18 protein-coding genes and 1 pseudogene are annotated in these 22,307 nt (G+C 70.8%); 11 read left to right on the top strand and 8 right to left on the bottom strand.

Features of this window, described 5'->3' with window-relative positions; translation table 11 throughout:
* Nucleotides 1-34 precede the first annotated feature (34 nt).
* Nucleotides 35-1,510: an alpha/beta hydrolase gene (locus V1460_RS30775; protein WP_338676873.1), complete on the top strand. Its 1,476-nt coding sequence runs from the start codon at nt 35-37 to the stop codon at nt 1,508-1,510.
* An 86-nt stretch (nt 1,511-1,596) separates the two neighbouring features.
* On the opposite strand, the gene V1460_RS30770 is transcribed toward V1460_RS30775, so the two are convergent.
* From V1460_RS30770 to V1460_RS30760, 3 genes are read right to left on the bottom strand one after another with little or no spacing between them, the layout of a single operon-like run.
* Nucleotides 1,597-2,835, bottom strand: coding sequence for a cytochrome P450 (locus V1460_RS30770; protein WP_338676872.1), 1,239 nt, complete (start codon nt 2,833-2,835; stop codon nt 1,597-1,599).
* A 37-nt stretch (nt 2,836-2,872) separates the two neighbouring features.
* Nucleotides 2,873-4,030, bottom strand: a complete 1,158-nt coding sequence (locus tag V1460_RS30765) for an epoxide hydrolase family protein (RefSeq protein ID WP_338676871.1) — start codon at nt 4,028-4,030, stop codon at nt 2,873-2,875.
* Nucleotides 4,027-4,797, bottom strand: coding sequence for an SDR family oxidoreductase (locus V1460_RS30760; protein ID WP_338676870.1), 771 nt, complete (start codon nt 4,795-4,797; stop codon nt 4,027-4,029). The genes V1460_RS30765 and V1460_RS30760 overlap by 4 nt, the downstream gene beginning before the upstream one ends.
* Before the next feature lie 211 nt (nt 4,798-5,008).
* Here V1460_RS30760 and V1460_RS30755 point away from each other — a divergent pair, with 211 nt between their 5' ends.
* From V1460_RS30755 to V1460_RS30710, 10 genes and pseudogenes are all read left to right on the top strand, one after another.
* On the top strand, nt 5,009-6,286 hold the full coding sequence (locus tag V1460_RS30755; protein WP_338676869.1) for a CaiB/BaiF CoA-transferase family protein: 1,278 nt from the start codon (nt 5,009-5,011) through the stop codon (nt 6,284-6,286).
* A gap of 33 nt (nt 6,287-6,319) precedes the next feature.
* A complete protein-coding gene (cimA, locus tag V1460_RS30750; protein ID WP_338676868.1) occupies nt 6,320-7,942 on the top strand; it encodes a citramalate synthase in 1,623 nt (540 codons plus the stop codon).
* 25 nt (nt 7,943-7,967) lie between these two features.
* Complete coding sequence (locus tag V1460_RS30745) at nt 7,968-9,020, top strand: ketoacyl-ACP synthase III family protein (RefSeq protein WP_338676867.1); 1,053 nt, start codon at nt 7,968-7,970, stop codon at nt 9,018-9,020.
* A gap of 172 nt (nt 9,021-9,192) precedes the next feature.
* Nucleotides 9,193-10,176 carry an aromatase/cyclase gene (locus V1460_RS30740; protein ID WP_338676866.1) on the top strand — a complete coding sequence of 328 codons (984 nt, stop codon included), beginning with the start codon at nt 9,193-9,195 and terminating at the stop codon, nt 10,174-10,176.
* Nucleotides 10,163-10,792 carry a hypothetical protein gene (locus tag V1460_RS30735; protein ID WP_338676865.1) on the top strand — a complete coding sequence of 210 codons (630 nt, stop codon included), beginning with the start codon at nt 10,163-10,165 and terminating at the stop codon, nt 10,790-10,792. The genes V1460_RS30740 and V1460_RS30735 overlap by 14 nt, the downstream gene beginning before the upstream one ends.
* A 208-nt stretch (nt 10,793-11,000) precedes the next feature.
* Nucleotides 11,001-11,234: an acyl-CoA carboxylase subunit epsilon gene (locus V1460_RS30730; protein ID WP_338676864.1), complete on the top strand. Its 234-nt coding sequence runs from the start codon at nt 11,001-11,003 to the stop codon at nt 11,232-11,234.
* Nucleotides 11,231-13,042, top strand: a complete 1,812-nt coding sequence (locus V1460_RS30725; protein WP_338676863.1) for a fatty acyl-AMP ligase — start codon at nt 11,231-11,233, stop codon at nt 13,040-13,042. Before V1460_RS30730 ends, V1460_RS30725 begins: the two co-directional genes overlap by 4 nt.
* A complete protein-coding gene (locus V1460_RS30720; RefSeq protein ID WP_338676862.1) occupies nt 13,039-14,769 on the top strand; it encodes an acyl-CoA dehydrogenase family protein in 1,731 nt (576 codons plus the stop codon). The genes V1460_RS30725 and V1460_RS30720 overlap by 4 nt, the downstream gene beginning before the upstream one ends.
* A 62-nt stretch (nt 14,770-14,831) precedes the next feature.
* Nucleotides 14,832-16,073, top strand: a complete 1,242-nt coding sequence (locus V1460_RS30715) for an acyltransferase domain-containing protein (protein WP_338676861.1) — start codon at nt 14,832-14,834, stop codon at nt 16,071-16,073.
* 110 nt (nt 16,074-16,183) lie between these two features.
* Nucleotides 16,184-16,774, top strand: a pseudogene (locus V1460_RS30710) (4'-phosphopantetheinyl transferase family protein); the annotation flags it as partial.
* A gap of 141 nt (nt 16,775-16,915) precedes the next feature.
* Here the strand turns inward: V1460_RS30710 and V1460_RS30705 are convergent.
* From V1460_RS30705 to V1460_RS30685, 5 genes are all read right to left on the bottom strand, one after another.
* Nucleotides 16,916-17,530 (bottom strand): response regulator transcription factor, encoded by a 615-nt coding sequence (locus V1460_RS30705; protein WP_338676860.1) that lies wholly within the window; start codon nt 17,528-17,530, stop codon nt 16,916-16,918.
* A 32-nt stretch (nt 17,531-17,562) separates the two neighbouring features.
* Nucleotides 17,563-18,168 carry a hypothetical protein gene (locus tag V1460_RS30700; RefSeq protein WP_338676859.1) on the bottom strand — a complete coding sequence of 202 codons (606 nt, stop codon included), beginning with the start codon at nt 18,166-18,168 and terminating at the stop codon, nt 17,563-17,565.
* A 45-nt stretch (nt 18,169-18,213) separates the two neighbouring features.
* Nucleotides 18,214-19,368, bottom strand: a complete 1,155-nt coding sequence (locus V1460_RS30695) for a histidine kinase (RefSeq protein WP_338676858.1) — start codon at nt 19,366-19,368, stop codon at nt 18,214-18,216.
* Between the two features lie 234 nt (nt 19,369-19,602).
* A complete protein-coding gene (locus tag V1460_RS30690; RefSeq protein ID WP_338676857.1) occupies nt 19,603-21,867 on the bottom strand; it encodes a TOMM precursor leader peptide-binding protein in 2,265 nt (754 codons plus the stop codon).
* Entirely contained in the window at nt 21,864-22,154 is a 291-nt protein-coding gene (locus V1460_RS30685; protein ID WP_338676856.1) for a hypothetical protein, read from the bottom strand. The genes V1460_RS30690 and V1460_RS30685 overlap by 4 nt, the downstream gene beginning before the upstream one ends.
* Nucleotides 22,155-22,307: the final 153 nt, after the last annotated feature.

Here is a 22,307-nt window from a genome sequence, read left to right as displayed (position 1 = left end):
CTGACCTGAAATGGGAGGTTCTGCGGTGGCAACCATGCGGTCCGCGACAACACCGCCCGACGTGCTGAGCGAGTTCCGCGCCCAGCAGCCGCGGTGGACCACGAGCACATCCGACGACGAGAGCGGCGCCGGGGCCCCGGTCGAGCACACGACCATCGAGGTGCCGGCCGACTACGCCAGGCCGGACGGGGAGCGCCTCACCATCGCCCTCACCCGCCGCCGGGCGACCGACCCCGGGCGCAGGCGCGGCATCCTGCTGTCCGTCAACGGCGGTCCCGGTGGCGACTGGGGCCGTGGCCGGGCGCTTCCTGCCGCCTACGCGGACACCCCGGTGCACGAGGTCTACGACCTCATCGGCTTCGACCCGCGCGGCACCGGGGCGTCCACCCCGCTGCACGCCGAAGTGACGGTCCCCAAGGCGCCGTTCGACTCGCGTCCGCCGGACTCCGCGTTCGAGGCGCTCGCCGAGGACATGCGGCAGCGCGAGCTGGGCTGTGAACGCGGTGGCGGCACGCTGCGTCCCCACATCAGCACCCGTAACACCGCACGCGACATGGACGTCATCCGCTCCGTACTCGGCGAGGAGCGGCTCAGCTTCGTCGGATACGCGTACGGGGCTTATGTCGGCGCGGTGTTCGGCAGCATGTTCCCCGAGCGACTCGACCGCAGTGTGCTCGACTCCTGCGTCAACCCGGACTGGACCTGGCGCGAGCAGTTCCTGTGGCAGGGCGACGCCGTCCAGCGCAATGTTGACCAGTGGGCCCACTGGACCGCCGACCGGCACGGCCATTTCGGGCTCGGACGGGACGCCCGCCAAGTGCTCGCCCGGGTGGAGGAGGTCGTCGCACAGCTCGAAAGGCTGGACGGCGGAACCCAGTTGCGCACGCTGTTCGACGGGGCCGTCGGCACCCGCGCCACCGACCGGTCCCAGTGGGCCGACCTCGGCACCCTCGTCGCCCGGCTGTCGGACGCCGGCACGGCAGGCGACAAGGATGCCGCCCGCGGGCTGCTGGCCGAGCAGGGCACCTGGCGGCCCCAGGACAACGAGGGCGAGCTGCGCACCGGCGTTCTGGAGGCCATCACCCTGGAACACGCCTGGCCCGACGACCCGGAGGTCTACTACCGGGACATGCGCGACTTCCGCACCCGCTTCCCGTACGGCTACGGCGTGCTGCGTGCCCAGCCCTGGGTGGGTGCCTTCCGCACCTTCACGCCCTCCGAGCCGCCGACCGCCATCACCCGCGACGGCTACCCCGTCGGCCTGGTCGTCCAAGCCGACGGCGACCCCCTCGACCACTACGCGGGCGGTGTCGCCATGGCGGAGCGCCTCGGCCACCATCTGGTCACCGTGGCGGACTCGGGCGACCACGAGGTCTACCGCCTGCTGGGCAATCCCGGACTGGACGCCCTGGTGGACCGCTACCTGGTGCACGGGGAGCTGCCGCCGTCGCGGGTGAGCGTTCCGGGCACCACACCGAGGCCGGACATCCCGGCCGACGACCTGTCCTAACCGGCAGCCGCTGCCGGCTGCTGGCTGCGACGAAGCGGGCCCTGTCCTCCGAGAGGACAGGGCCCGCTTCGTCGGCCGCCGGAGGATCACCAGCCCTCGACCGGCAACTCCCACAGCCCGTAGATGACCGCGCCCTCCTTGCGCCCGATCTCCAGGAACGGCTTGGCCAGTTTCAGCCCCGGGATCCGGTCGAACAGCTTGCTCCAGACGAGCTCCAGCTCAAGGCGCGCCAGGTCCGCTCCGATGCAGTGGTGCACCCCGTGCCCGAAGCCCAGGTGCTTGCGGCTGCCCCGGTTGATGATCAGCTTCTCCGGCTCGGGGAAGACCTCAGGGTCGCGGTTCGCGGCCAGGCCCAGGCACAGGATGCCGTCGCCCTTGGGGATCACCTTGCCGCCGATCTCGATGTCCTCCAGTGCCACCCGGGGCACGGCGGTGTCGCCGATGGTCGCGATGCGCACCAGCTCCTCGACGGCCGGCTTGACCAGCGACTTGTCGTTCCTGAGCAGTTCGAGCTGGTCCGGGTTCTCCAGCAGGCAGGCGGTGCCAAGCGAGATCTGACTCGCGGTGGTCTCGTGGCCGCCGTTCATCAGCAGCCGGACCATGTTGAACAGATCGCGGTCGGTGTACGCCTCGCCCGACTCCTCGTAGTCCGCCATCGCCCGGCTCAGCAGGTCGTCGCCCGGCTCCCGCTTCTTGAGCTGGATCAGCTCCTCGACATAGGCGTTGACCTCCACGATCGCCGCCTGGCGCTCCTCGGTCGAGCTGTGGCCGCCGAGCAGGGCCGTGCCGTGCTTGATGAAGAAGTCGTGCCGGTCCTGCGGTATGCCCAGCAGTTCGCAGATCACGGTCATCGGCACGGCCAGCGAGAACACCCGGTGCATGTCCACGGGCGGTTCCATGGCCAGCATCTTGTCGATGTGCTCGTCGACGATCTCCTCGATGCGCGGACGCAGCCGCTGCACCTGCCGGTTGGTGAAGGTCAGCGCGGCCTTGCGACGGGTGGAGGCGTGCTCCTTCCCGTCGTAGCCGATGAAGGAGGTCTCGGTGCGGTACTCGGGTGGTGCGATGAAGTAGAAGGGGAAGTTCGCGTGCTTGCGGGAGGCGCTGACCCGGGGGTCGGTGAGCAGCTTGCGGATCGTCTCGTAGCCGGTCACGGTCCAGATCCGCAGCCCGGAGCCGGTCAGTGTCACCTGGGAGACGTCCTCCTCGATCATCTCCGTGTACTGAGGCGGCGGGGTGAAGGGGCAGCCGCGGGTGTACGGGAAGGTCGGCGACTGCTGTTCCGAGCCGGACTCGGTGCCGGACTCGGCGGCGTGTGTGGTCACGGTGGGTGGATCCTTCCTGAAGTGCGAGGGCGAAGGGTCAGCGCAGGGGGCCGAAGAACGCGCGCAGTTCGGCCGTCAGCAGTTCTGGTTGTTCGAGTGCGGGGAAGTGGCCGCCGCGGTCGTGGTCGGTGAAGCGGCGCAGATCGGTAAAGCGCCCCTCGATCCAGGGGCGCGGCATGCGTCCGTCCTTGGGGAAGTTGGAGACCGCCGCCGGAATGCCCACCGGGCCGAGCGCGAGCTTGTTCTGGCTCTCCCAGTAGATCCGGGCCGAGGACGCGGCGGTGCCGGCCAGCCAGCCCACGGTGACGGCGTCGAGCAGCCGGTCGCGCGGGATGATCTTCTCCAGGTCGCCGTCGTGGTCGCTCCAGGCCCAGTACTTCTCCGCCATCCAGGCAAGTTGCCCGGCAGGGGAGTCCGTCAACCCGTAGCCGAGGGTCTGCGGGCGGGTGGTCTGGATGACCGAGTAGCCGCCCTCGTTCTGCTGGAACCTCTTCATCGCGGCGAGGCCCGCCATGTCCTGCTCGGACAACTCCACCTGCTGCTCGGGCGGGCGGGCGAACGGCATCGTCAGATGGATGCCGACAAGCCTGCGGGTGTCGGCGGGCCGGGCGGTGTCGCGTTCGCCCAGGATGGCCGTGACGAACGAGCCCCAGTCGACGCCATGGGCGGCGTACCGCTCGTAACCCAGCCGGGACATCAGCTCGTCCCAGGCGGCGGCGATGTGTTCCGCGGTCCAGCCGGAGACGGCGGGCCGGTCGCTGAACCCGTAGCCGGGCAGTGAGGGGCAGACGACATGGAAGGCGTCGGCCGGGTCGTCGGGATCGGTCAGCGGGCCGATGAGATCCAGGAACTCCACCACCGAGCCGGGCCAGCCGTGGCTGATCAGCAGGGGTGTGGCGGCTTCATGCCGGGAGCGGACGTGCAGGAAGTGGATGCCGAGCCCGTCGATCTCGGTACGGAACTGGGGCAGGGCGTTCAGCCTGGACTCCGTCGCCCGCCAGTCGTAGCGCTCAGCCCAGTAGGTGCACAGCTCCTGCAAGTATCCGAGCGGGGTGCCCTGCGACCAGTCGGTCACCGTCTCGCGCTCCGGCCAGCGGGTGCGCGACAACCGCAGCCGCAGGTCGTCCAGATCGGACTCGGGGATCTCCACACGGAAGGGGGCGATACCGCCGCCGGTGAGTCCGGTGCCGCTCATGACTGGGCCCCGCCGACGTCCATACCGCCGTCGATGGTGATGATCTGGCCGGTCACCAGGTCGTTCGACGGGTCGGCCAGGCGGGTGATCCAGGAGCTGATGTCCTCGGCCTCGGCCACCTTGCCGAGCGGGATGCCGTGTACGACACCGGCGAACAATCCCTCCACCTGCTCCGGGCTCAGCCCGTTGGCGGCGTACGCGTCGGTGCGCACGAATCCGGGGGCGACCGCGTTGACCCGGATGCCCTGGCCGGACAACTCGGCCGCCCAACTCCTGGTGAAGCTGTGCAGAGCCGCCTTGCTGGCGGAGTAGACGGAGCTGCCGGGGCCAGGGTTGTGGCCGCCCCGGCTGGAGACCAGCACGATGCTGCCGCCGGGCGAGCGCAGCAGCGGCAGCAGTCGGTGGGTCAGCACCAACGGGCCCAGCACGTTGATGTCGAAGACCTCACGGGCCGCGTCCGCGTCCAGCGCGGCGAGCGGGCTGAACCGGAACACTCCGGCGTTGTGCACCAGGACGTCCAGGCTGCCGCCGGCGACCGCCACTGCGTCCGCGACCGCCTGCGCCCCTTCGTCGGTGGTCACATCGGCGGCCACCGGCACAATGGCGGGGTCGAGTGCGGCGGTGGCGTCGATGCGGTCCTTGCGGCGTCCGGTGACGATCACGGTCCGGGCACCGAGGCCCGCGAAGGCGAGGGCGGTCGCGCGGCCGATGCCGGTGCCGCCTCCGGTGATGACGACGGTACGGCCGTCGAACGGCTGGTCGGTCATGACGGTTTGCCTCTTTCCTCGGGTTCCTCGGGGTTCGTCAGAGAGCGGGGCAGGGAAGCGGCGGAGCAGGAGGACGTACGCGCGGAGCAGGACGTACGCGGCGGTGCGGGCGCCGGGACACAGATGTGCGAAGTGTCGCCGTCGCCGCTCGGGCCGCCCTTGAGAGTCCGGCTTGAGGCGTTCTGTAGGGTCCGTCCCTACGGTGCCCGGCATGCTGATCACGCATCGTGCGAACGGGCAGTCCGAGCGGCGGCGGACCGGCGGACCGCTGAGCGGACTGCGCGTCATCGAGCTGGCCGGGATCGGCCCCGCCCCTTTCGCCTGCATGCTGCTCGCCGACATGGGCGCCGACGTCGTCCGCGTCGACCGCGCAGACGGGCAGCGGCCGTTCGGTGGTTGGCACCGGTATCTGGACCGGGGGCGGCGCTCGCTGGCCATCGATCTCAAGGACCCGCGGGGAGCCGAGACCGTCCTACGGCTCGCGGAGCGCGGCGACGTGCTCGTGGAGGGCTTCCGCCCCGGTGTCACCGAGCGCCTGGGCATCGGCCCCGAGCAGTGTGCCCGACGCAATCCGGCGCTGGTGTACGCGCGGATGACGGGCTGGGGTCAGGACGGGCCGCTGGCACAGACCCCGGGCCACGACATCAACTACATCGCGCTCAGCGGGGCGCTGGACGCCATCGGACCGGCCGACGGCCCTCCCGTGCCGCCGGTCAACCTGCTCGGCGACTTCGCGGGCGGCGCCCTGTACCTCGTCACCGGGATCCTCGCCGCCGTCCACGCAAGCCGAAGTTCGGGACGGGGCCAGGTGGTGGACACCGCGATCACCGACGGCACGGCGTCCCTGCTCGGCATGCTGCTCGCAATGGCCGACGCGGGGGAGTGGGGGCAGGGCCGGGGCGGCAACCTGCTGGACGGCGGGGCACCCTACTACGCGGTCTACCGCTGCGCCGACGGACGGTATGTGGCGGTCGGTGCGCTGGAGGAGCGCTTCTACCGGGCGCTGCTCGACGGTCTGGGACTCGGCGGCCGACCGCTTCCCGAGCGGACCGACCGGGACAACTGGGCCGCTCTGCGAGCCGAGTTCGAGAAACGGTTCGCCACACGCGGCCGGGACGACTGGGCCGCCGTCTTCGACGGCACCGAGGCCTGCGTCAGCCCGGTTCTGACCGCCGCGGAAGCCGCGCGGCACCCCCACCACCTGGCCCGCGGCACCTATCTGCGGACGCCCGACGGCACCCAGCCCGCGCCCGCTCCGCGGTTCTCCGGTACCCCCGCCACCCTGCCGCCGTCCGCACCCCGCCCCGGTGCCCACACCAGGGACGTACTCGCAGAGTGCGGATGGACCCCGGCAGAGGTCGACGAGCTGCTGCGCACCGGTGCCGCGGCGGGCGATTCCGACGGAGCGGACGGCACCGGGCATCGACCGCCGCTCCAGGCCTTCCCGAGGACCGCGCCGGACGGTGGCCCGACAGAAGCCGTCGGGTGACGGGCATCGGCGGCGCGAGTGAGGAGGGGCGGGATGGCCGAGGAGAGCCTTCAGCTCTACGACACGACCCTGCGCGACGGCAGTCAGCAGGAAGGCATGGTCCTGACGGTCGATGAGAAGCTCGCCGTCGCCCGCCACCTGGACGCCATCGGCGTGGGCTTCATCGAGGGAGGCTGGCCCGGGGCCGTGCCCAGGGACACGGAGTTCTTCCACCGGGCCCAGACCGAACTCCAGCTCGAAAACGCTCAACTGGTGGCCTTCGGCGCCACCCGCCGTGCCGGGGTCCCGGTCTCCCTCGACCCCCAGGTGCGCGCCCTGCTGTCGGCCGGCACACCGGCGATCACCCTCGTCGGCAAGAGCCACACCGGCCATGTGCAGAGGGCCCTGCGCACCACCCTCGCAGAGAACCTCGCCATGATCGGCAGCACGGTCCGCCACCTGGTGCACGCCGGCCGCCGGGTCTTCCTCGACGCCGAGCACTACTTCGACGGCTACCGCCTCAACCACGACTACGCACTCGCCGTGGTGCGCACTGCCGCCGAAGCCGGGGCCGAGGCCGTGGTGCTGTGCGACACCAACGGCGGATCCCTGCCCGACGAGATCGCCGGGATAGTCACCGAGACCATCGCGCTGACCGGCGTCCCCGTCGGCATCCACTGCCACGACGACACCGGCTGCGCGGTCGCCAACACCATGGCGGCCGTGGACGCGGGAGCGACGCACATCCAGGGCACCGCGCACGGCTACGGCGAACGCTGCGGAAACGCGAACCTGTTCACCGTCATCGGCAACCTCGTCCTGAAGAAGCAGCACAAGGCGGTGGACCCGGAGCTACTCACCGGTATGACCGCCACCGCGGCTGCCATCACCGAGCTCACCGGCCTGCCCTCCCGCCCGTCCGCTCCCTACGTCGGTGCCTCCGCGTTCACCCACAAGGCGGGTCTGCACGCGTCGGCCCTGCGGATAGACCCCGACCTGTACCAGCACATCGACCCGGCCGGGGTCGGCAACGCCATGCGCACCCTGGTCTCCGACATGGGCGGCCGGTCGTCCGTCGAACTCAAGGCACGGGAGTTGGGCTACGACGTGGCAGCGGGCTCCGACGAAGTGGCCCGTGCCGCCGCCAGGATCAAGGAACTGGAAAGCGACGGGTACAGCTTCGAGTCCGCCGACGCCTCCTTCGAGCTGCTGCTGCGCGAGGAACTGGCGGGCAGCGCCGCCGAACCGCCGTTCCAGGTCGACTCGTGGCAGGTGTCCGTCGCACGCGAGCGCGGCCGTGAGGTACGCACCGAAGCGGCCGTGAGGCTGCGTATCGACGGCGTCCCGCTGGCCGCCACCGGGCACGGCAACGGTCCGGTCAACGCCTTGGACCGAGCCTTGCACCAGGCGCTCGACCCGTTCTTCCCGCAGCTCGCCCGGCTGGAGCTGGTGGACTACCGGGTACGGGTGCTGACCGGCGAGACCGGCAGCGGCGCCCGGGCCCGGGTGCTGATCTCCTACCGCGACGGCGAACGCCGCTGGGGGACCGTCGGCGTGGACCAGAACACGGTCACGGCGAGCTGGCGTGCCCTGCTCGACGCCGTCCACTACGTGCTCCTCGACGACGTACGCCCCGCCGGCGGAATGGTGCCGCTCACCGCCGTCCGAGCGGGCTGAAGAACCCTCGACTCCGGGAGTAGCTGTGCGTGTGGAAGACATCTACATACGGGGGACGTCCGTACGGCTCCCCAGCGTGGCAACCGTCGCCGACGCCGTCGCCCAGGGCGCCTGCCCACCCAAGGTGGCCTCCGCCACCGGAATGGTGTCCGTGGCGTACTCGCCCGACGATTCCGCCGCCGAGATGGCCGCCGCCGCGGCCCGTACGGCGGTGGAACGCGCCGGCTGCGCCCCCGAGGACATCGATTTGCTACTGCACGCCGACACGTACCACCAGGGCCAGGATCTGTGGCCGGTCGCCTCGTACATCCAGCGCGAGGCGCTCGGCAACTCCTGCCCGGCCCTGGAGATCCGGCAGATGTCCAACGGCGGACTGGCGGCGATCGACCTGGCCACCGCCTACCTCCGCGCGGGACACGGCAGTTGCGAGGCACTGCTGACCACCGCCGACCGCTTCTGCGAACCGGGCATCGACCGTTGGCGTACCGACCCCGGCACTCCCTACGCCGACGGGGCCACCGCGCTGGTGCTCTCCCGCCGCGGCGGCTTCGGGCGGATGCTCTCGCTCTCGCTGCTCGCCGATCCCGACCTCGAACCCCTGCACAGGGGCGACGAGCCCTTCACCCGTGCTCCGTTCGGCCACCGGATGCCCGTCGACTTCGACGAGGCCAAACGCGCCTTCATCGGCCGGGTCGGCATGTCGTACGCCATCACCCGTGCCCACAACGGCCAGCAGACCGTCATCAAGCAGGCGCTGGCCGACGCCGGGATGGAACTGGCCGACGCACGCTGGGTGATCCTGCCCCACTTCGGTCGCCGCAGGCTCCAATCCATCTACTACCAGCCATTCGGCATCGACCCCGATCGCACCACCTGGGACTGGAGCCGTACCGTCGGACACCTCGGCGCGGGCGACCAGTTCGCGAGCCTGGACCACCTCGTGGTGTCCGGGCGGGCCAGGCCCGGGGACCGCTGCGTCCTGATCAGCGTCGGCGCCGGATACAGCTGGGGCTGCGCCGTCCTGGAGATCACCGGGCAGCCCGCCTGGGCCGACGGGGACCAGGCGGGCGACCGCTGAACAGCCCGGCCCGACCGGCCGAGTCGGCATCGGCCGCGTGGTTCCACCGCCCGCTGATCACTCCGACCACTACCGACCACACCCGACCCACTCGCGCTCAAGCCCAGTTCGAGCCCCTCTCTGTCACTCTGAACCGGCCGCTCTCACGGCCGCACTGAAGGGAAGGTACGCCGTGGCGACCGTTACGCCCGACACGTCGGCACCGCATGTCACCGAGCACGCCGTCACCGTCTCCGCGCCCGCTTCCGCCGTCTACGACCTGATCGCGGATGTCTCCGCCTGGCCGCAGGTCTTCGGACCCACCGTCCACGTCGAGGTGATCGAGGAGGCACCCGAGACCGGCGGTGAGCAACTGCTGAGGATCTGGGCCATCGCCAACGAGCAGGTCCGCACCTGGACCTCGCGGCGCGTCCTCGACCCGGAGGCCCGCAGCATCACCTTCCGCCAGGTCGTCCCGGCGGCGCCGGTGGCCTCCATGGGGGGCGCCTGGCGCCTGGAGCCAGTGGACGACGGCACCACCCGGGTGGTGCTGCTGCACGACTACCGCGCCGTAGGCGACGACCCCGCCGCTGAGGAGCTGATCGAGCAGGCCGTCGACCGCAACAGCCGCGCCGAACTCGCCGCGCTCAAGAACGCCGCCGAGCTCGGCGAGGCCCGCGACGAACTCCACTTCACCTTCAGCGACTCGGAGACCATCGCGGGTGCGGCCGGCGACGTCTACGCCTTCCTCGACCGGGCCGACCTGTGGCCGGAGCGGCTGCCGCACGTGGCAAGGCTCGACCTCACCGAGGACGAGCCGGGAATCCAGCACATGGACATGGACACCCGTAGCCTGGACGGATCCCTGCACAACACCACCTCCGTCCGGGTCTGCTTCGAAGACCGCAGGATGATCGTCTACAAGCAGCTCCGGGTGCCCGTAGCCATGAGCGGGCACACCGGCCGCTGGGTGATCGAGTCTCTCGGCGACGGCACGGTCAGGGCCACCTCCTGGCACACCGTGACCCTGGACCCCGAAGGCGTGCGCAGCGCGCTCGGCCCGGACGCCACCCTTGCCGAGGCCCGCGCGCTGGTCCGCAAGGCGCTCGGCACCAACAGCGGCACCACCCTGCGCCACGCCAAGCAGTTCGCGGAGGACACGCGTGCCGGTACGTGATCCGAACGGACCGATCACCGTCATCAACCGGTTCGAGGTCAAGGGCGACATCGCCGAGTTCGAGCAGGAGTTCCGGCTCCACGCTCAGTTCCTGCGACGCCGCCCCGGCTTCGACTTCCTGGTGACCGTGCAATTGGTCGACCGACCGCGGGTCTACGTCCACCTCGGCCACTGGCGCAGGCTCAGCGGCTTCCTGGACACCGTGCACGACGACACCTTCGTCGCACATGTCCAGCGGCTCGGCCCGCTGGTGCACACCGAGGCCGACCAGGCGCTCAGCGTCGACCGGACACTGAGGGAGAACGCGGTCGTCGGCGACGCGGCCGTGGTCCTCGTCTCCGCCCATGTGCACCACGACCCGGCCGGGTTCGAGAAGCGGTACGCAAGGCTCAGCGAGAGCTGTGCGGCACTCGGCGGCTTCGGCGGCAGCGATCTGCTCCGCTCGACCGTCAGACCGCTGTCGTACACGGGAGTCCACTGGTGGCGGGACGCGGACCGCTGCTCCGACGCCGTCGCGTCCGGGGTCTACCGGACCGCGCTCGACGAACTCGCCGAACTGGCGGACATCACCATCGAACGGAGCCGGCACCTGGCCTATGAGCGCGTGATCGACTGACCGCGGAAAGGACACGGACCAACCACCCACAAGACCGGCGACGAGCCGCCACGGAACCGCATGTACCGAGCCCGAGGACGCCACCCCTGCCCTTCCGAGACCCATCAAGGGGTGTGCGTCCCCCGTGCGTTTCCACGGGAAGGGACACTCGGCCACTGTCCGTGTAGCCCGCGAGCCCCTCTCAAGCGCCCGGGCGCACCCTTCCTCCATGGCAGAAGAGACAGGAATCACCGTGCTGCGCGGCCTGCCGGACGCGGCGGAACTCGCTGCCGTGACCACCGTGCTGCTGGCGGTGCTGCGCGAGAGGGCGCGGCAGGCGGACCCACCGGATGGAGCGAACCCACCGGTCGTGTACGCCGACTGGAGCGTCAAAGGCACCGGTGGACAGGTCCCGGCGGCCTGGTCCGCCCGGCAGACCCGACGGAAGGGGGGACTGCGGTGACCGGTCAGCGGACCTTCATCGACACGTTCGAGACCGTGGCGACCGAGGCCCCGGAGCGGGACGCACTGGTCCTGCTGACGGAGGACGACGGACGGCTGCGGCCGCAGAGCGTGACCTACGGAGAACTCAGCCACCAGGCGAAGGCGCTGGGCGCTCGGCTGCGCGCGCATACCTCACCCGGTGACCGGGTGCTCATTCCGCAGTCGTCGAGGCGGCTGTTCGCCGCCTCCTTCCTGGCCTGCCTCCATGCCCGGCTGGTGGCGGTCCCGGTACCGCCACCTGGCAGCAGGGGCCACCACGACGAGCGGATCGCCGGGGTGGTCAAGGACGCGGCGGTGAGCTGTGTGCTCACCGAGAGCAGGCATGCGCCCGAGGTCTCCCAACTGCTGGCCAGGACCGGATTCGGCGCGGTGACCTGCCTCCTCGCGGACACCCCGGCGGGTGCCGCCACGAGCACCGGCCAGTCTCCGGCCGGCACGGCGGCACAGCCCGGACCGGCACTTCCCCCTCCCGGCCCGGACGAGATCGCGTACCTCCAGTACACCTCGGGTTCCACCCGTGAGCCCCGCGGAGTGATGGTCACCCACCGCAATCTCGCCGCCAACCAGGAGGCCATCCGGCTCGCTCTGGGCACTGACGCCGGCTCGCGGTTCGGCGGCTGGCTGCCGCTGTACCACGACATGGGCCTCGTCGGTCAGCTGCTGCACCCGCTGTGGCTGGGAGCGACGACGGTGATGCTGTCTCCGCAGACGTTCGTCAAGAAGCCGTTCCACTGGCTCGACACCGTGTCCCGCTACGGACTCACCGTCAGCGGCGCCCCCGACTTCGCCTACGAGCTGTGCCTGCGCAGGATCAACGACATCCAGCTCGCCGCACTCGACCTCACCCGCTGGCGGCACGCCGTCAACGGGGGAGAGCCCGTGTACCCGGGCACCCTCGAAGCCTTCGCCGAACGCTTCGCCCCCGCCGGTCTCGAGCCGGACGCCCTGACCCCCGCCTACGGGCTGGCGGAGGCCACGCTGATGGTCTCGGGCGCCGGTACACCGGCGTCCGGTGCCGTCCCGTCGGGCGCCCGCAACCCGTTCGCGCCCTGCGGAGCGCCCGCGTCCTCCGAGGTCAGGATCGTCGACCCGGTCAGCCGCAAGGAACTCCCCGACGGGCGGATCGGCGAGATCTGGGTACGCGGAGACAGCGTCGCCCCCGGCTACTGGGGCCGCCCCACCGAGACCGCGGAGGTCTTCGACGCCCGGCTCGCGGGCAGCGGATGGGGTGCCGACGGGAGCGGCGCCGATGGCACCGGCGGCAGCGCGACGGGAGGCAGCCGCGCCGGTGGCGGTGGATTCCTGCGCACCGGCGACCTCGGATTGATGGAGGCCGGGATCCTCCATGTCACCGGCCGGATCAAGGACGTGATCGTGGTCGCCGGACGCAACCTCTACCCGCAGGACCTGGAACGCACCGTCCAGCAGGTCAGCGGCCTGTTCGGCCCGGCCACCGCGTTCGCCGTCCCCGGCGCCCGCGAACGGGTCGTCGTCGTACAGGAGCTGCGCGCCCGCAGCCAGTACGACATCGACCTCGACTCGCTGGCTGCCACCGTGGAGGCCAGGATCGGCGAGGAGCACGAAGTGCGCACCGGAGGGCTGCTCTTCGTCCGCCCCGGCACCGTACGCCGCACCACCAGCGGAAAGGTGGAACGCGCCGCGATGCGAAGGATGTTCCTGCGCGGTGAGCTCAGCCCGCTGCACCAGCGCGTCGACCGCGAGATCGAGCAGTTGCTGGCGTCCGGGACGTCCGGGGCAGGCTCATGAAGACCGTGGGGGAGCGCTCCGACGCGCTGGAGCGGTCCTTCGGGCCGCTTGACGACCCCGCCAACCCGCTCGGCGGCGCTGCGTTCGTCGCCGCCGACGCAGCCGGCGAGGTGCCGCCCGCCGCCGAGACCGTACTCGACCACTACGGTCTGAACGAGGAGTTCGTACCCGCCGCGCAGGGCGGCCGACTGCGGCGGATGGATGAACTGGGCCGGGTGCTGCGCCCCGTCTTCCGGCGCGATGCCTCACTCGGCTTCGGCTACGGGCTGAACTGCTTCTTCGCCGCCACCCCGGTCTGGACCGCGGGCAGCGAGCAGCACCGCGAGCTCGCGGCGGGTCTGCTGCTCGGCGGGGACCGGATCGCCGTCGCCCGACATGGTGTGGCCCACGGCAACGACTTCGTGCGGGACGAGTTCACCGCGCAGCGTGAACCGGGCGGCGGGCTGTTGCTCAGCGGTAGCAAGACCGGCATCGCCAATGCCTCGCGCGCCCGCGGCCTGGTGGTCTTCGCCCGCACCGGACCACCGGGGCAGGCCCGCAGCCACACCGTGCTGCTCTTGGACCGGGAGGCCCTACCACCGGGCCGGGTCACCGACCTGGGTCGGCGGGCCACCACCGGGATGCGCAGTGCCGAGTTCGGCGGACTGGCCATCGAGGACTGCCGCGTCCCGGATTCCGCCCTGGTCGGCGGGCTCGGCGACGGCTATGAGCTGTCGCTCCGCTCGTCCCTGGTCATCCGGGGCCTGATCCCGTCGATCGTGCTCTCGGGCGTCGACACGGCGCTGCGCACGGTGGCGGCGTTCGCCGTGCGCCCCAGGAGCGACGGGCGCTCGTCGCTCGATGTGCAGCATGTACGGGACGTACTCACCGGAGCGTTCCTCGATCTGCTGCTGATCGACTGCCTCGCGCTGGTGGCCACTCGGGCGCTGCATCTGCTGCCCCGGCAGATGAGTGTGTACGCGGCGGCGGCCGCCTACCTGGCGCCCAAGCTGATGGCGGAAGCCATGGACGAGATGTCCGCCGTGCTCGGCGAGGCGACCTTCGCCGAAGAAGGCGCGTACGCCATGTTCCAGAAGCAGCTCAGGGACCTGCCGGTCACCTCACTCGGCCATGCGGGCAGCGCGGGACGGCAGGTCAGCATCCTGCCGCAGCTGCCGTTCTTCGCCCAGCACGCCTGGTTCGCCGACCCGGAGCCGCCGCCCGGGCTGTTCCGGCTGCACGAGGACCTGCCGCCGCTCGATCTGGCGCAGCCGGCGTTGCTCGGCGACGCCGATCCGCTGGCGGCGACCCTGGTGGCGAGCACCGACCTGTTCGAGTCGGTCCCGCTGCCCAGGCAGGGCAGGGACGGCGGAGTGCTCCGCTTTCTCAGCCGCGCCTTCGCCATCGAACTGGACGATCTGCGCAAGGCGTTCGCCGATGTGCCGCAGGGCGACCGCCGGGCGCTGGCCAGCCCCCACAGCCTCGGGCTCGCCGACCGCTACACGCTGGTGCTCGCCGCTGCGGCCTGCCTGGGGGTGTGGCGTGAGCAGCAGTCCGCCGGTGCCGAAGCGGACCGCTTCCTCGCGGACACGGCGTGGCCGGCGGCCGCGCTGTACCGGTTGTGCCGCCGACTCGGCCTGGCGCTGCCCGACCGGCCGACTGCGGCGGAGCAGCGGGTGCTCGCGGAGGTGCTCGCCCGGCTGCACGGCCGCCGCAGCTACGACCTGTACGCGTCCTCGCTTGCCTGACCCGCCGCGAGGCGCCGCCCGCCCCCCGCCTTCCCTCCCCCTAGTCCCCCTAGGAGCACACGATGTCCACGCAGGAACACGACGGACACGGAGACGTCCACGGCGACGTGCACCGTGAATGGCTGCTGGAGCGGCTCCGCCACTATCTCTCCCGCCCGGTGCAGGACTCGGTACCGCTGGTCGAGTACGGACTGGACTCGGTCGCCGCGCTCAGTCTCTACGGCGACATCGAGGAGGAGTTCGGGCCCATTGTCGAGCTGGACGACATCTGGGCGTTCCCGACCGTGCGGGAGCTCGCCCGGCACATGGCGTCCCGTGATGTCCGCCAGAGCGGCGGCGGGGTACGCGCGGCCTTCGTCTTCACCGGGCAGGGCTGCCAGCACCCGGGGATGACCGCCGCCCTGTATCTGAACTCCACCAGCTACCGGAGCCAGTTGGACGAGGTCGCCGACGCCCTGTTCCCGTACCTCGGGCTCTCGATCGTGGACCTGATCCTCAGCGAGGACCCCCGTATCCACCAGACCGCCTTCACCCAGCCCGCCCTGTACGCCGTCGAGTACGCCCTCGCACGGACCCTGGAGACCGTCGGAGTGGTGCCCGTGGCCGTGCTCGGCCACGGCATCGGCGAGTATGCGGCGGCGACCGTCGCAGGAGCGCTCACACCGGCGGATGCGGCCAAACTGATCGCCCTGCGTGGCGCCTTCATGCAGTATCTGCCGTCCGGCGGTGGCATGATGGCCGCTCCCATCTCGCCGTACGAGATCGCCGAACTCGTCGCCATCGAGCCGGGCGTCGGCATCAGCGCCGTCAACGCGGCCAAGGCGACCGTGCTGTCCGGCGAGCTCGCCGGACTCGAACGGATCGAGGACGGGCTCGCGGCCCGCGGCATCCGGTGCCGGCATCTGCCGGTGACCCATGCCTTCAACTCCCCGCTGATGGAGCCCATGGCGCCCAAGTTCGAGGCCGTGGCCCGCCGGGTGCCCGGTGGCGCCGCCCGTCTGCCGTTCTACTCGACCGTGTACGGCCGGCTCGTCACCGAGCCGCTGTACGCCTCGTACTGGACCGAGCAGCTCACCGCACCCATCCGGTTCGCCGACGCGGCCCGCAACATGCTGGCCCAGCAGAACCCCACGCACATCGTGGAGATCGGCCCCCGCCCGGTGCTCACGCCGTATCTGCGCCGGATGGGAAGCCCCGCCTGCATCCCCATGTGCCCCCGCCCGGACACCGACGCCGTCGATTTGGCCGGGGTGATCTCGGCCCTGGACGCCGGCCCGCTGGCCGTCGCACCGGCGGGAGCCTGAGTGTGGCCGCCCTCATCGGACGGCCGCTGCCCGCCCTCGGACCCTCGGGCCCCTGGGACCGGGTCGGGGAGGAACTGGCGGGTACCGGAAGCGTCCTGGTGTACGGCACCATGCCCGGCTGGCTGCCGCGCGGTGAGGCCGACTCGGTGCGCCGCATCCTGGGCCGCGACTGGCGCCGTTACGAGAACCTGTCCCGGCAGGGGATGCGGGACCGGTTCGTGGCCTCCCGGCTGTTTCTGCGGTACACGGCAGCCGCGGTGCTCGACACCACCCCCGACCTGGTCGACCTCTCCTACCAGCCCGGTGGCCGCCCCTATGTCCGAGGCTGCGACCAGATCGACGTCAGCCTCAGCCACACCGAGGAGATGATGGTCGTCGCCGTCACCCGCCGCGGGCGGGTGGGTGTCGACGTGGAGCGCGCCGACCGCAGGCTCGCCCACACCGGATCCGAACTCCAGGCGTGCACCCCGTACGAGAAGGAGCGGCTGGACGAAGGGGGTGAGGAGGCACGCAACGACACCATGGTGCGGCTGTGGACGCTCAAGGAGGCGTACAGCAAGGCACTCGGGCAGGGATTGCGCTTCCGGTTCACCGAATTCGGCTTCGCCCTGAACGGGTCCGCGACCCGGTTGGTGCGGCCGGACGGAACCCAGGCGGCAGGTGACGAATGGAGTTTCGGCACGTTCCCGGTCGGGGAGCGCTATGTGGTGAGTGCCGCCGTCCATGACTCGGGCTTCGGGGACATGGCTGACCTTTCGGTGGCCACGATGCTGGACGAGGGGCTGTTCGACACCCTGCTGGGACTGGCCGGGCCGGACGGGGAGCGGCCCGCGGACACGGGGTCAGGGAATCCAGCCGGCCTCCTCGGCGATCCGGATCGCGTCGATCCGGTTGCGGGCGCCGAGCTTGGTGACGATGGCCGTGAGGTAGTTGCGGACGGTGCCCTTGGACAGGAACAGGCACCCGGCGATCTCGGCGGCGTCCGCACCCTGGGCGGCGAGCCTTAGCACCTCCAGCTCCCTCGGCGACAGCGGGTTCTCCGGTGAGTCCCAGGCGCTGAGGGCGAGTTGTGCGTCCACCACCCGCCGTCCCGCCGCGACCGCGCGCACGGCCTCGGCGAGCTGGTCCGGCGGCGAGTCCTTCAGCAGGAACCCGCTGACATGGGCGGTGAGCGCACGGCGCAACGTGCCCGGACGGCCGAGGCTGGTCAGGATCAGGGTCCGGCAGCCGGGTAGTTGCTCATGCAGTTCGGCGGCGGCGGTGAGGCCGTCGATGCCCGGCAGGTCGATGTCGATGATCGCCACGTCCGGTCTGGACTCCAGCGCGGCCTTCACGATGGTGTCCCCCCGGTCGACGGACGCCACGACTTCCAGATCGGGTTCGAGTTGCAGTAGTGCGACCAGTGCGCCTCGAATCATGTGCATGTCCTCGGCGAGAAGAATCCTCACGCACAGCATCAGTCCCCCCCGGGCGAATCAGGTCGTCGTTCTCAAGCGGCTGTCCTCTCGCCGGCGCGCGATCCGGTGTCCTGTGGCGTTTCGTCGTCTCCGGTCCGTGGTCGGGTGGGTACGTACGCCTCAAGGTGGAAGCGGCCGTCTTCGCGCAGTTCGGCGGTGAGCCGTCCGCCGATCTCCGTGAGGCGCTGCCGGAGGTTGTCCAGCCCGCTGCTCGCCGGCCGTTCACGTGTCGAGGCTTTGTGGTGCCGTGCTCCGTCGTTGACGATGCCGAGCAGGACCGTTCCGTCGTCAACGGTGGCGGAGTTGCTGCACCTTTGTACCTTACTGTGTCGCAGTGCGTTGGTGACACCCTCACGGAGCGCGGTCGCGAGGACGGTGTCGACGACCGGGTGGAGTCGTCCGCAGGCGATGTCGACTTGTGTGTCCACTTCGGCTGCGGTGAGGATCGCGGCTGCGGATTCCGCTTCGCCGCGTGGGGACATGTCGCGGTAGCCGCTGGAGACGAGGCGTACGTCGGCGGGTGCTTGGCGGGCGAAGCCGGTGAGACGCGATCTGTCCGGGTCGCCCCACTTCAGTGCGTTCAGGATGGCCACTGTCGCGAAGCACGGCAGCGCGACGACGGTGATCGCCCGTGCCATGCGCGGGGCCGGGAGGTCGGTACGACGTCCTCGGTTGGAAACTCTTCAGGCGGCCACCTTCTCGCCGGTGCGTGACTCGGTGGCGTCAGCCGGGTTGTGTCCGGTCCGCGGCCGGGTGGGTGCGTGGGCTTCGAGGTGGAAGCGGCCGTCTTCGCGTAGTTCGGCGGTGAGCCGTCCGCCGATCTCCGTGAAGCGCTGCCGTAGGTTGTCCAGCCCGCTGCTCGCCGGGCGCGGTTGCGGTGAGGGGGCCTTGTGGTGCTCTGCTCCGTCGTTGACGATGCTGAGGAGCACGGTTTCTCCGTCTGCGGTGGCGGAGATGCTGCACCTTTGTACCTTGCTGTGGCGCAGTATGTTGGTGACGCCTTCACGGAGCGCGGTCGCGAGGACGGTGTCGACGACCGGGTGGAGTCGTCCGCAGGCGATGTCGACTTGTGTGTCCACTTCGGCTGCGGTGAGGATCGCGGCTGCGGATTCCGCTTCGTCGCGTAGGGACATGTCGCGGTAGCCGCTGGAGACGAGGCGTACGTCGGCGAGTGCTTGGCGGGCGACGCGGAGGAGGTCGGCGGTTTCCTCGCGGGCGTCTTCGGGGCGGGTGTTGATGAGCCGGTGTATCAGTTCTCCTTTGAGGGCGATGGCGGAGAGGCTGTAGCCGAGGAGGTCGTGGAGGTCGCGGGCGAAGCGGAGGCGTTCCTGGACGACGGCCATTCTGGCCATCTCGGCGCGCTGGGCGTGTACTTCGTGCACCAGGTCGGTCAGCCGGCTGAGGCCGTAGATCACCAGACCGGTGAAGATCCCGGCTATGACGTAGTACCCGACCTGTGGGAGAGGCTCCCCCTCGACCGCCGCGTAGACCGGAATGCTGACCACCACCAGGGCGAATGCCGGCCAGGCGATCCGAGAAGGCAGAGCCAGCAGCACGGTGGCGGCCAGCGGTCCCTCCATGCTTCCCCATGAGGTCCCGTACCAGAACAGCGGCAGATAGGTCAGCAGCGCCTGAAGGAGAAGCACGGTCACCTTGCGCCGGATGCTCCAGGAGCGGGCGGCGGGGGCGGAGATCGCGAGCTGCACGGTGAAGATGAGCACGATCAGCGTCATGCTGACGGTGAGGCGGGACGTGGTCGGATCGCCCCACCGCAGCACGTTCAGGATGGTGACCGTCGCGTAGCACAGCAGGGCGGCGGTGGTGATCGCCCGTGCCATACGCGGGGCAGGAAGTTCCGCTCGGTTTCTGCGCTCGGCGGAGTCCACGCGGAGGCGTCCGGAGGTCTGCCCCCGGTCCCGAATGTCTCTGCCGGGTGGTTCGTCGTTGGTTGAATCCGGGACGGCACTTCGGGAGCGGTCCGGCATCGCAGCCTCCTTGAGGGACTGTGGCAGAACCGCATGCTAATGACGAAAGTGGGATGGTGCCCGCGCCAGGCGACAACAGCCCTGGTTTCAGACGAAGAGGGGAACCGGGTTCAACTCTTCGTACGGTGTGGCTCGATCACACCACCCCATCTCCACCGGTACGTCGAAGAGTCGACCGGGTGCGAACCGTGCCCAGAAGTGGCGTAGCCCGGGCACCACGACCTTGACCACGGGCAGCCCCACGTCGGGCCTGGTCTGGTCCAGTACCAGCAGCTCCATGCCTCGGGCCCGAACCGCGGATTCCGCCGCTTCGACATCCGCCCGCAGGTCCGCCCGCGGCGTGTAGACGTAGTCCGACGGGCCGTTGGAGGGCTCTCCGGGATCGGGGAGCACATACGGCTGATTTTCGACGGTCGCCGTGGACCACCATTCCAGCAGTTCCTGCGGCAATCCGGGTCTACGGCGCAACGGTTCGCCCACGCCGGCGACCGGTGGCGGGAGCAGCTGGCACATTTCGGTGACCGCACGGCGCAGAGCCAGGCGGGGATCGAAATGGGCCCCGAAGCCGAAGCAGATCTCCTGCCGGTGTCCGTCGGTCCGGGACACCGCCCCCATCACGGGGATGCCGAAGTCCGCCGTCAGATCAAGTACCCACAGTGAGCGGCCCGTCCGCGCGTACGCCTCACGGGCCCGGGTGAGCCAGGGCTCGTCGAAGGCGTCGAGGTCGACCGCGGGACGCCGCAGGCGGTTGTACCACCACAGCGCCACCGCGTCGCGCTCCACCAGTTCCAGGAAGCCCTGGACGATGGCGTCCTCCGGACTGGAACCCGCCGCGTTGCCGTTGGAGTCCGCCCAGGGCGGCTCCTGGACACCATCGGGTCCGGGGCCGTAGTACAGCATCGATGTCGGCAGCAGCCGGTGCCGGCCTTCCGTGAGCGACCACACGGGAGTCCACTCGCACGGCGCCAGCTCGTCGAAGCGCGGCGGCACCGTCTGCATCAGCGAGTGGCTCGGATTCCAGCGGTCGCGGTCGCGGAACTGCCGGTCGGCGAACAGTTGGACGGCGTTCGGGTGCATGGCGTCGCCACCGAGACCCGTGTACGAGTCCCGTACCACCGGCTCGTCCCCCTGCCGGGTGCCGCAGTAGCGCTCGACCGCTTCGCAGAGCGCTCCGGCCTCCGCCTCCTCCGATGTGACGCCCTTGCCGCCGCTGTGGCTGCGCAGCCCCTCGGGGGAACGGCCGCGCCAGGCCAGATTCCGCCCGGACATCCAGCGGTTGAGGCCCTCCGGAGTTCCCGGCGACGGCTGGAGTGAGGAGACGACGCCGGTGATCGGATCGACCAGATGCCTGTAGCGCGCGAGCACCTCGGCAGCCGAAAGCGCCCGGTGGTTGCTGCCGGACTCCTTCGCCTTGGGCCGTGACATCGGCACCACGGGGCCTCGGACTCGCGCGGCGACCAGCCCCGGGTCTCCGCACTCGGAGCACTGGGGGCGCTTGGCCACCTGATGGTGGCGGGTGCGCAGGGTGCGTGTGTCCAGCGCGCACACCGCACCCTGGCCCTCGTAGCGCATCCCGGCCGCCCACTTCAGCGCCTCCAGCACTGTCGTGTGCAGCCCCATCATCCGCACCGCAGTCAGCGAGGCCTCCGGCAGCGGCACCGGGCCCGGCAGGCCCAGGGCGTGCCGGACCGGAGCCTCGGACGAACGATGGCCGCGCAGCCGGTGCGCCAGACAGGACCAGCACGGCCCGCCGTCCGCGCCGAACACCGGCCCGACCCACACCTCAGGACCGCACGGGCGGGCCAGCAGCCACGGCCGTCCAGCCGCCCGGTACCGGGCGTCCACCTCGGCCAGCGCGGGGTCGAGATAGTCATCGCACAGCACCAGGCCGAAGGCGGCCGCCCCCACCGTCTCCGCCAGGGAGAGCCCGGCGGTCAGGCACTCCGCCCTGGCCGCCGCGCCGTCCGTCCGCCCCAGCGGCACCACCTGCACCGGGGTTGAGGCGACCGTCGCCGCGACGTCGGGGCCGCCGATACCGGCGAGTTCCCAGTACGCCGCGGCGGCGGAGTCCGCCCCCGGGTCGCGGTAGCCGACGAGGTCGGCGCGAGCGAGGGCGGCGATCACCCGGCCCACCTCCTCGGCCGGCACGACCGGAGTCGCCTCGGCGATCACCGCGGGGAGGGTGCGTGTTCCGTCGAGGAGCGGAGCCAGGGCGACGACCTGCTGTCCCCGCAGCACCTTGGTACCGCGTTCGGACAGCAGATACACCGCTTCCCCGGCCACCATCTCCACACGCAGGTGGTGCTTGAACCCCACCGGAAATCCGGCGTGAGCCGGGTCCACGGCCGTCATGAGCCCGCCGCGGACAGTGTGGTCCAGTTGCACCCGGCGGTGACCGCCGCGGCCGTGTCGTCGAAGCTCTCCAGCAGTACGTCCAGCGGGCGTTCCGCGTGTCCGTCCAGGTAGACCGGCTCCGCCGCCACCAGGCCGAACTCGGCGAGGACGGACACCGGGTCGATGGTGTAGCGCAGGGCCAGGTCGGGCTCCAGACCCGTCCGGGCGGTGAGCAGGGCCAGACGGTGGTCGTCGGTCTGCGTAGACGGGGACTTGCCGGGTACGAGCGTGGTCGAGCCGATCATGGGGTTCCCCTCCCGAGTCAGTCGTACGAGTTTTCGTCGACGTCCTGTGGCTCAGGATTGTGAGGTGTGGATCTCATGGAGGCCCAGTGCCCGGTTCACCATCGCGGTATGACATTTTCATGTCGGCCTTCGTGAGCCGCTCACTGGGGGCGC

The sequence above is a fragment of the Streptomyces sp. SCSIO 30461 genome (genome assembly GCF_037023745.1).
Lineage (GTDB): Bacteria > Actinomycetota > Actinomycetes > Streptomycetales > Streptomycetaceae > Streptomyces.
This window is presented reverse-complemented; position numbering and strand designations above follow the sequence as displayed.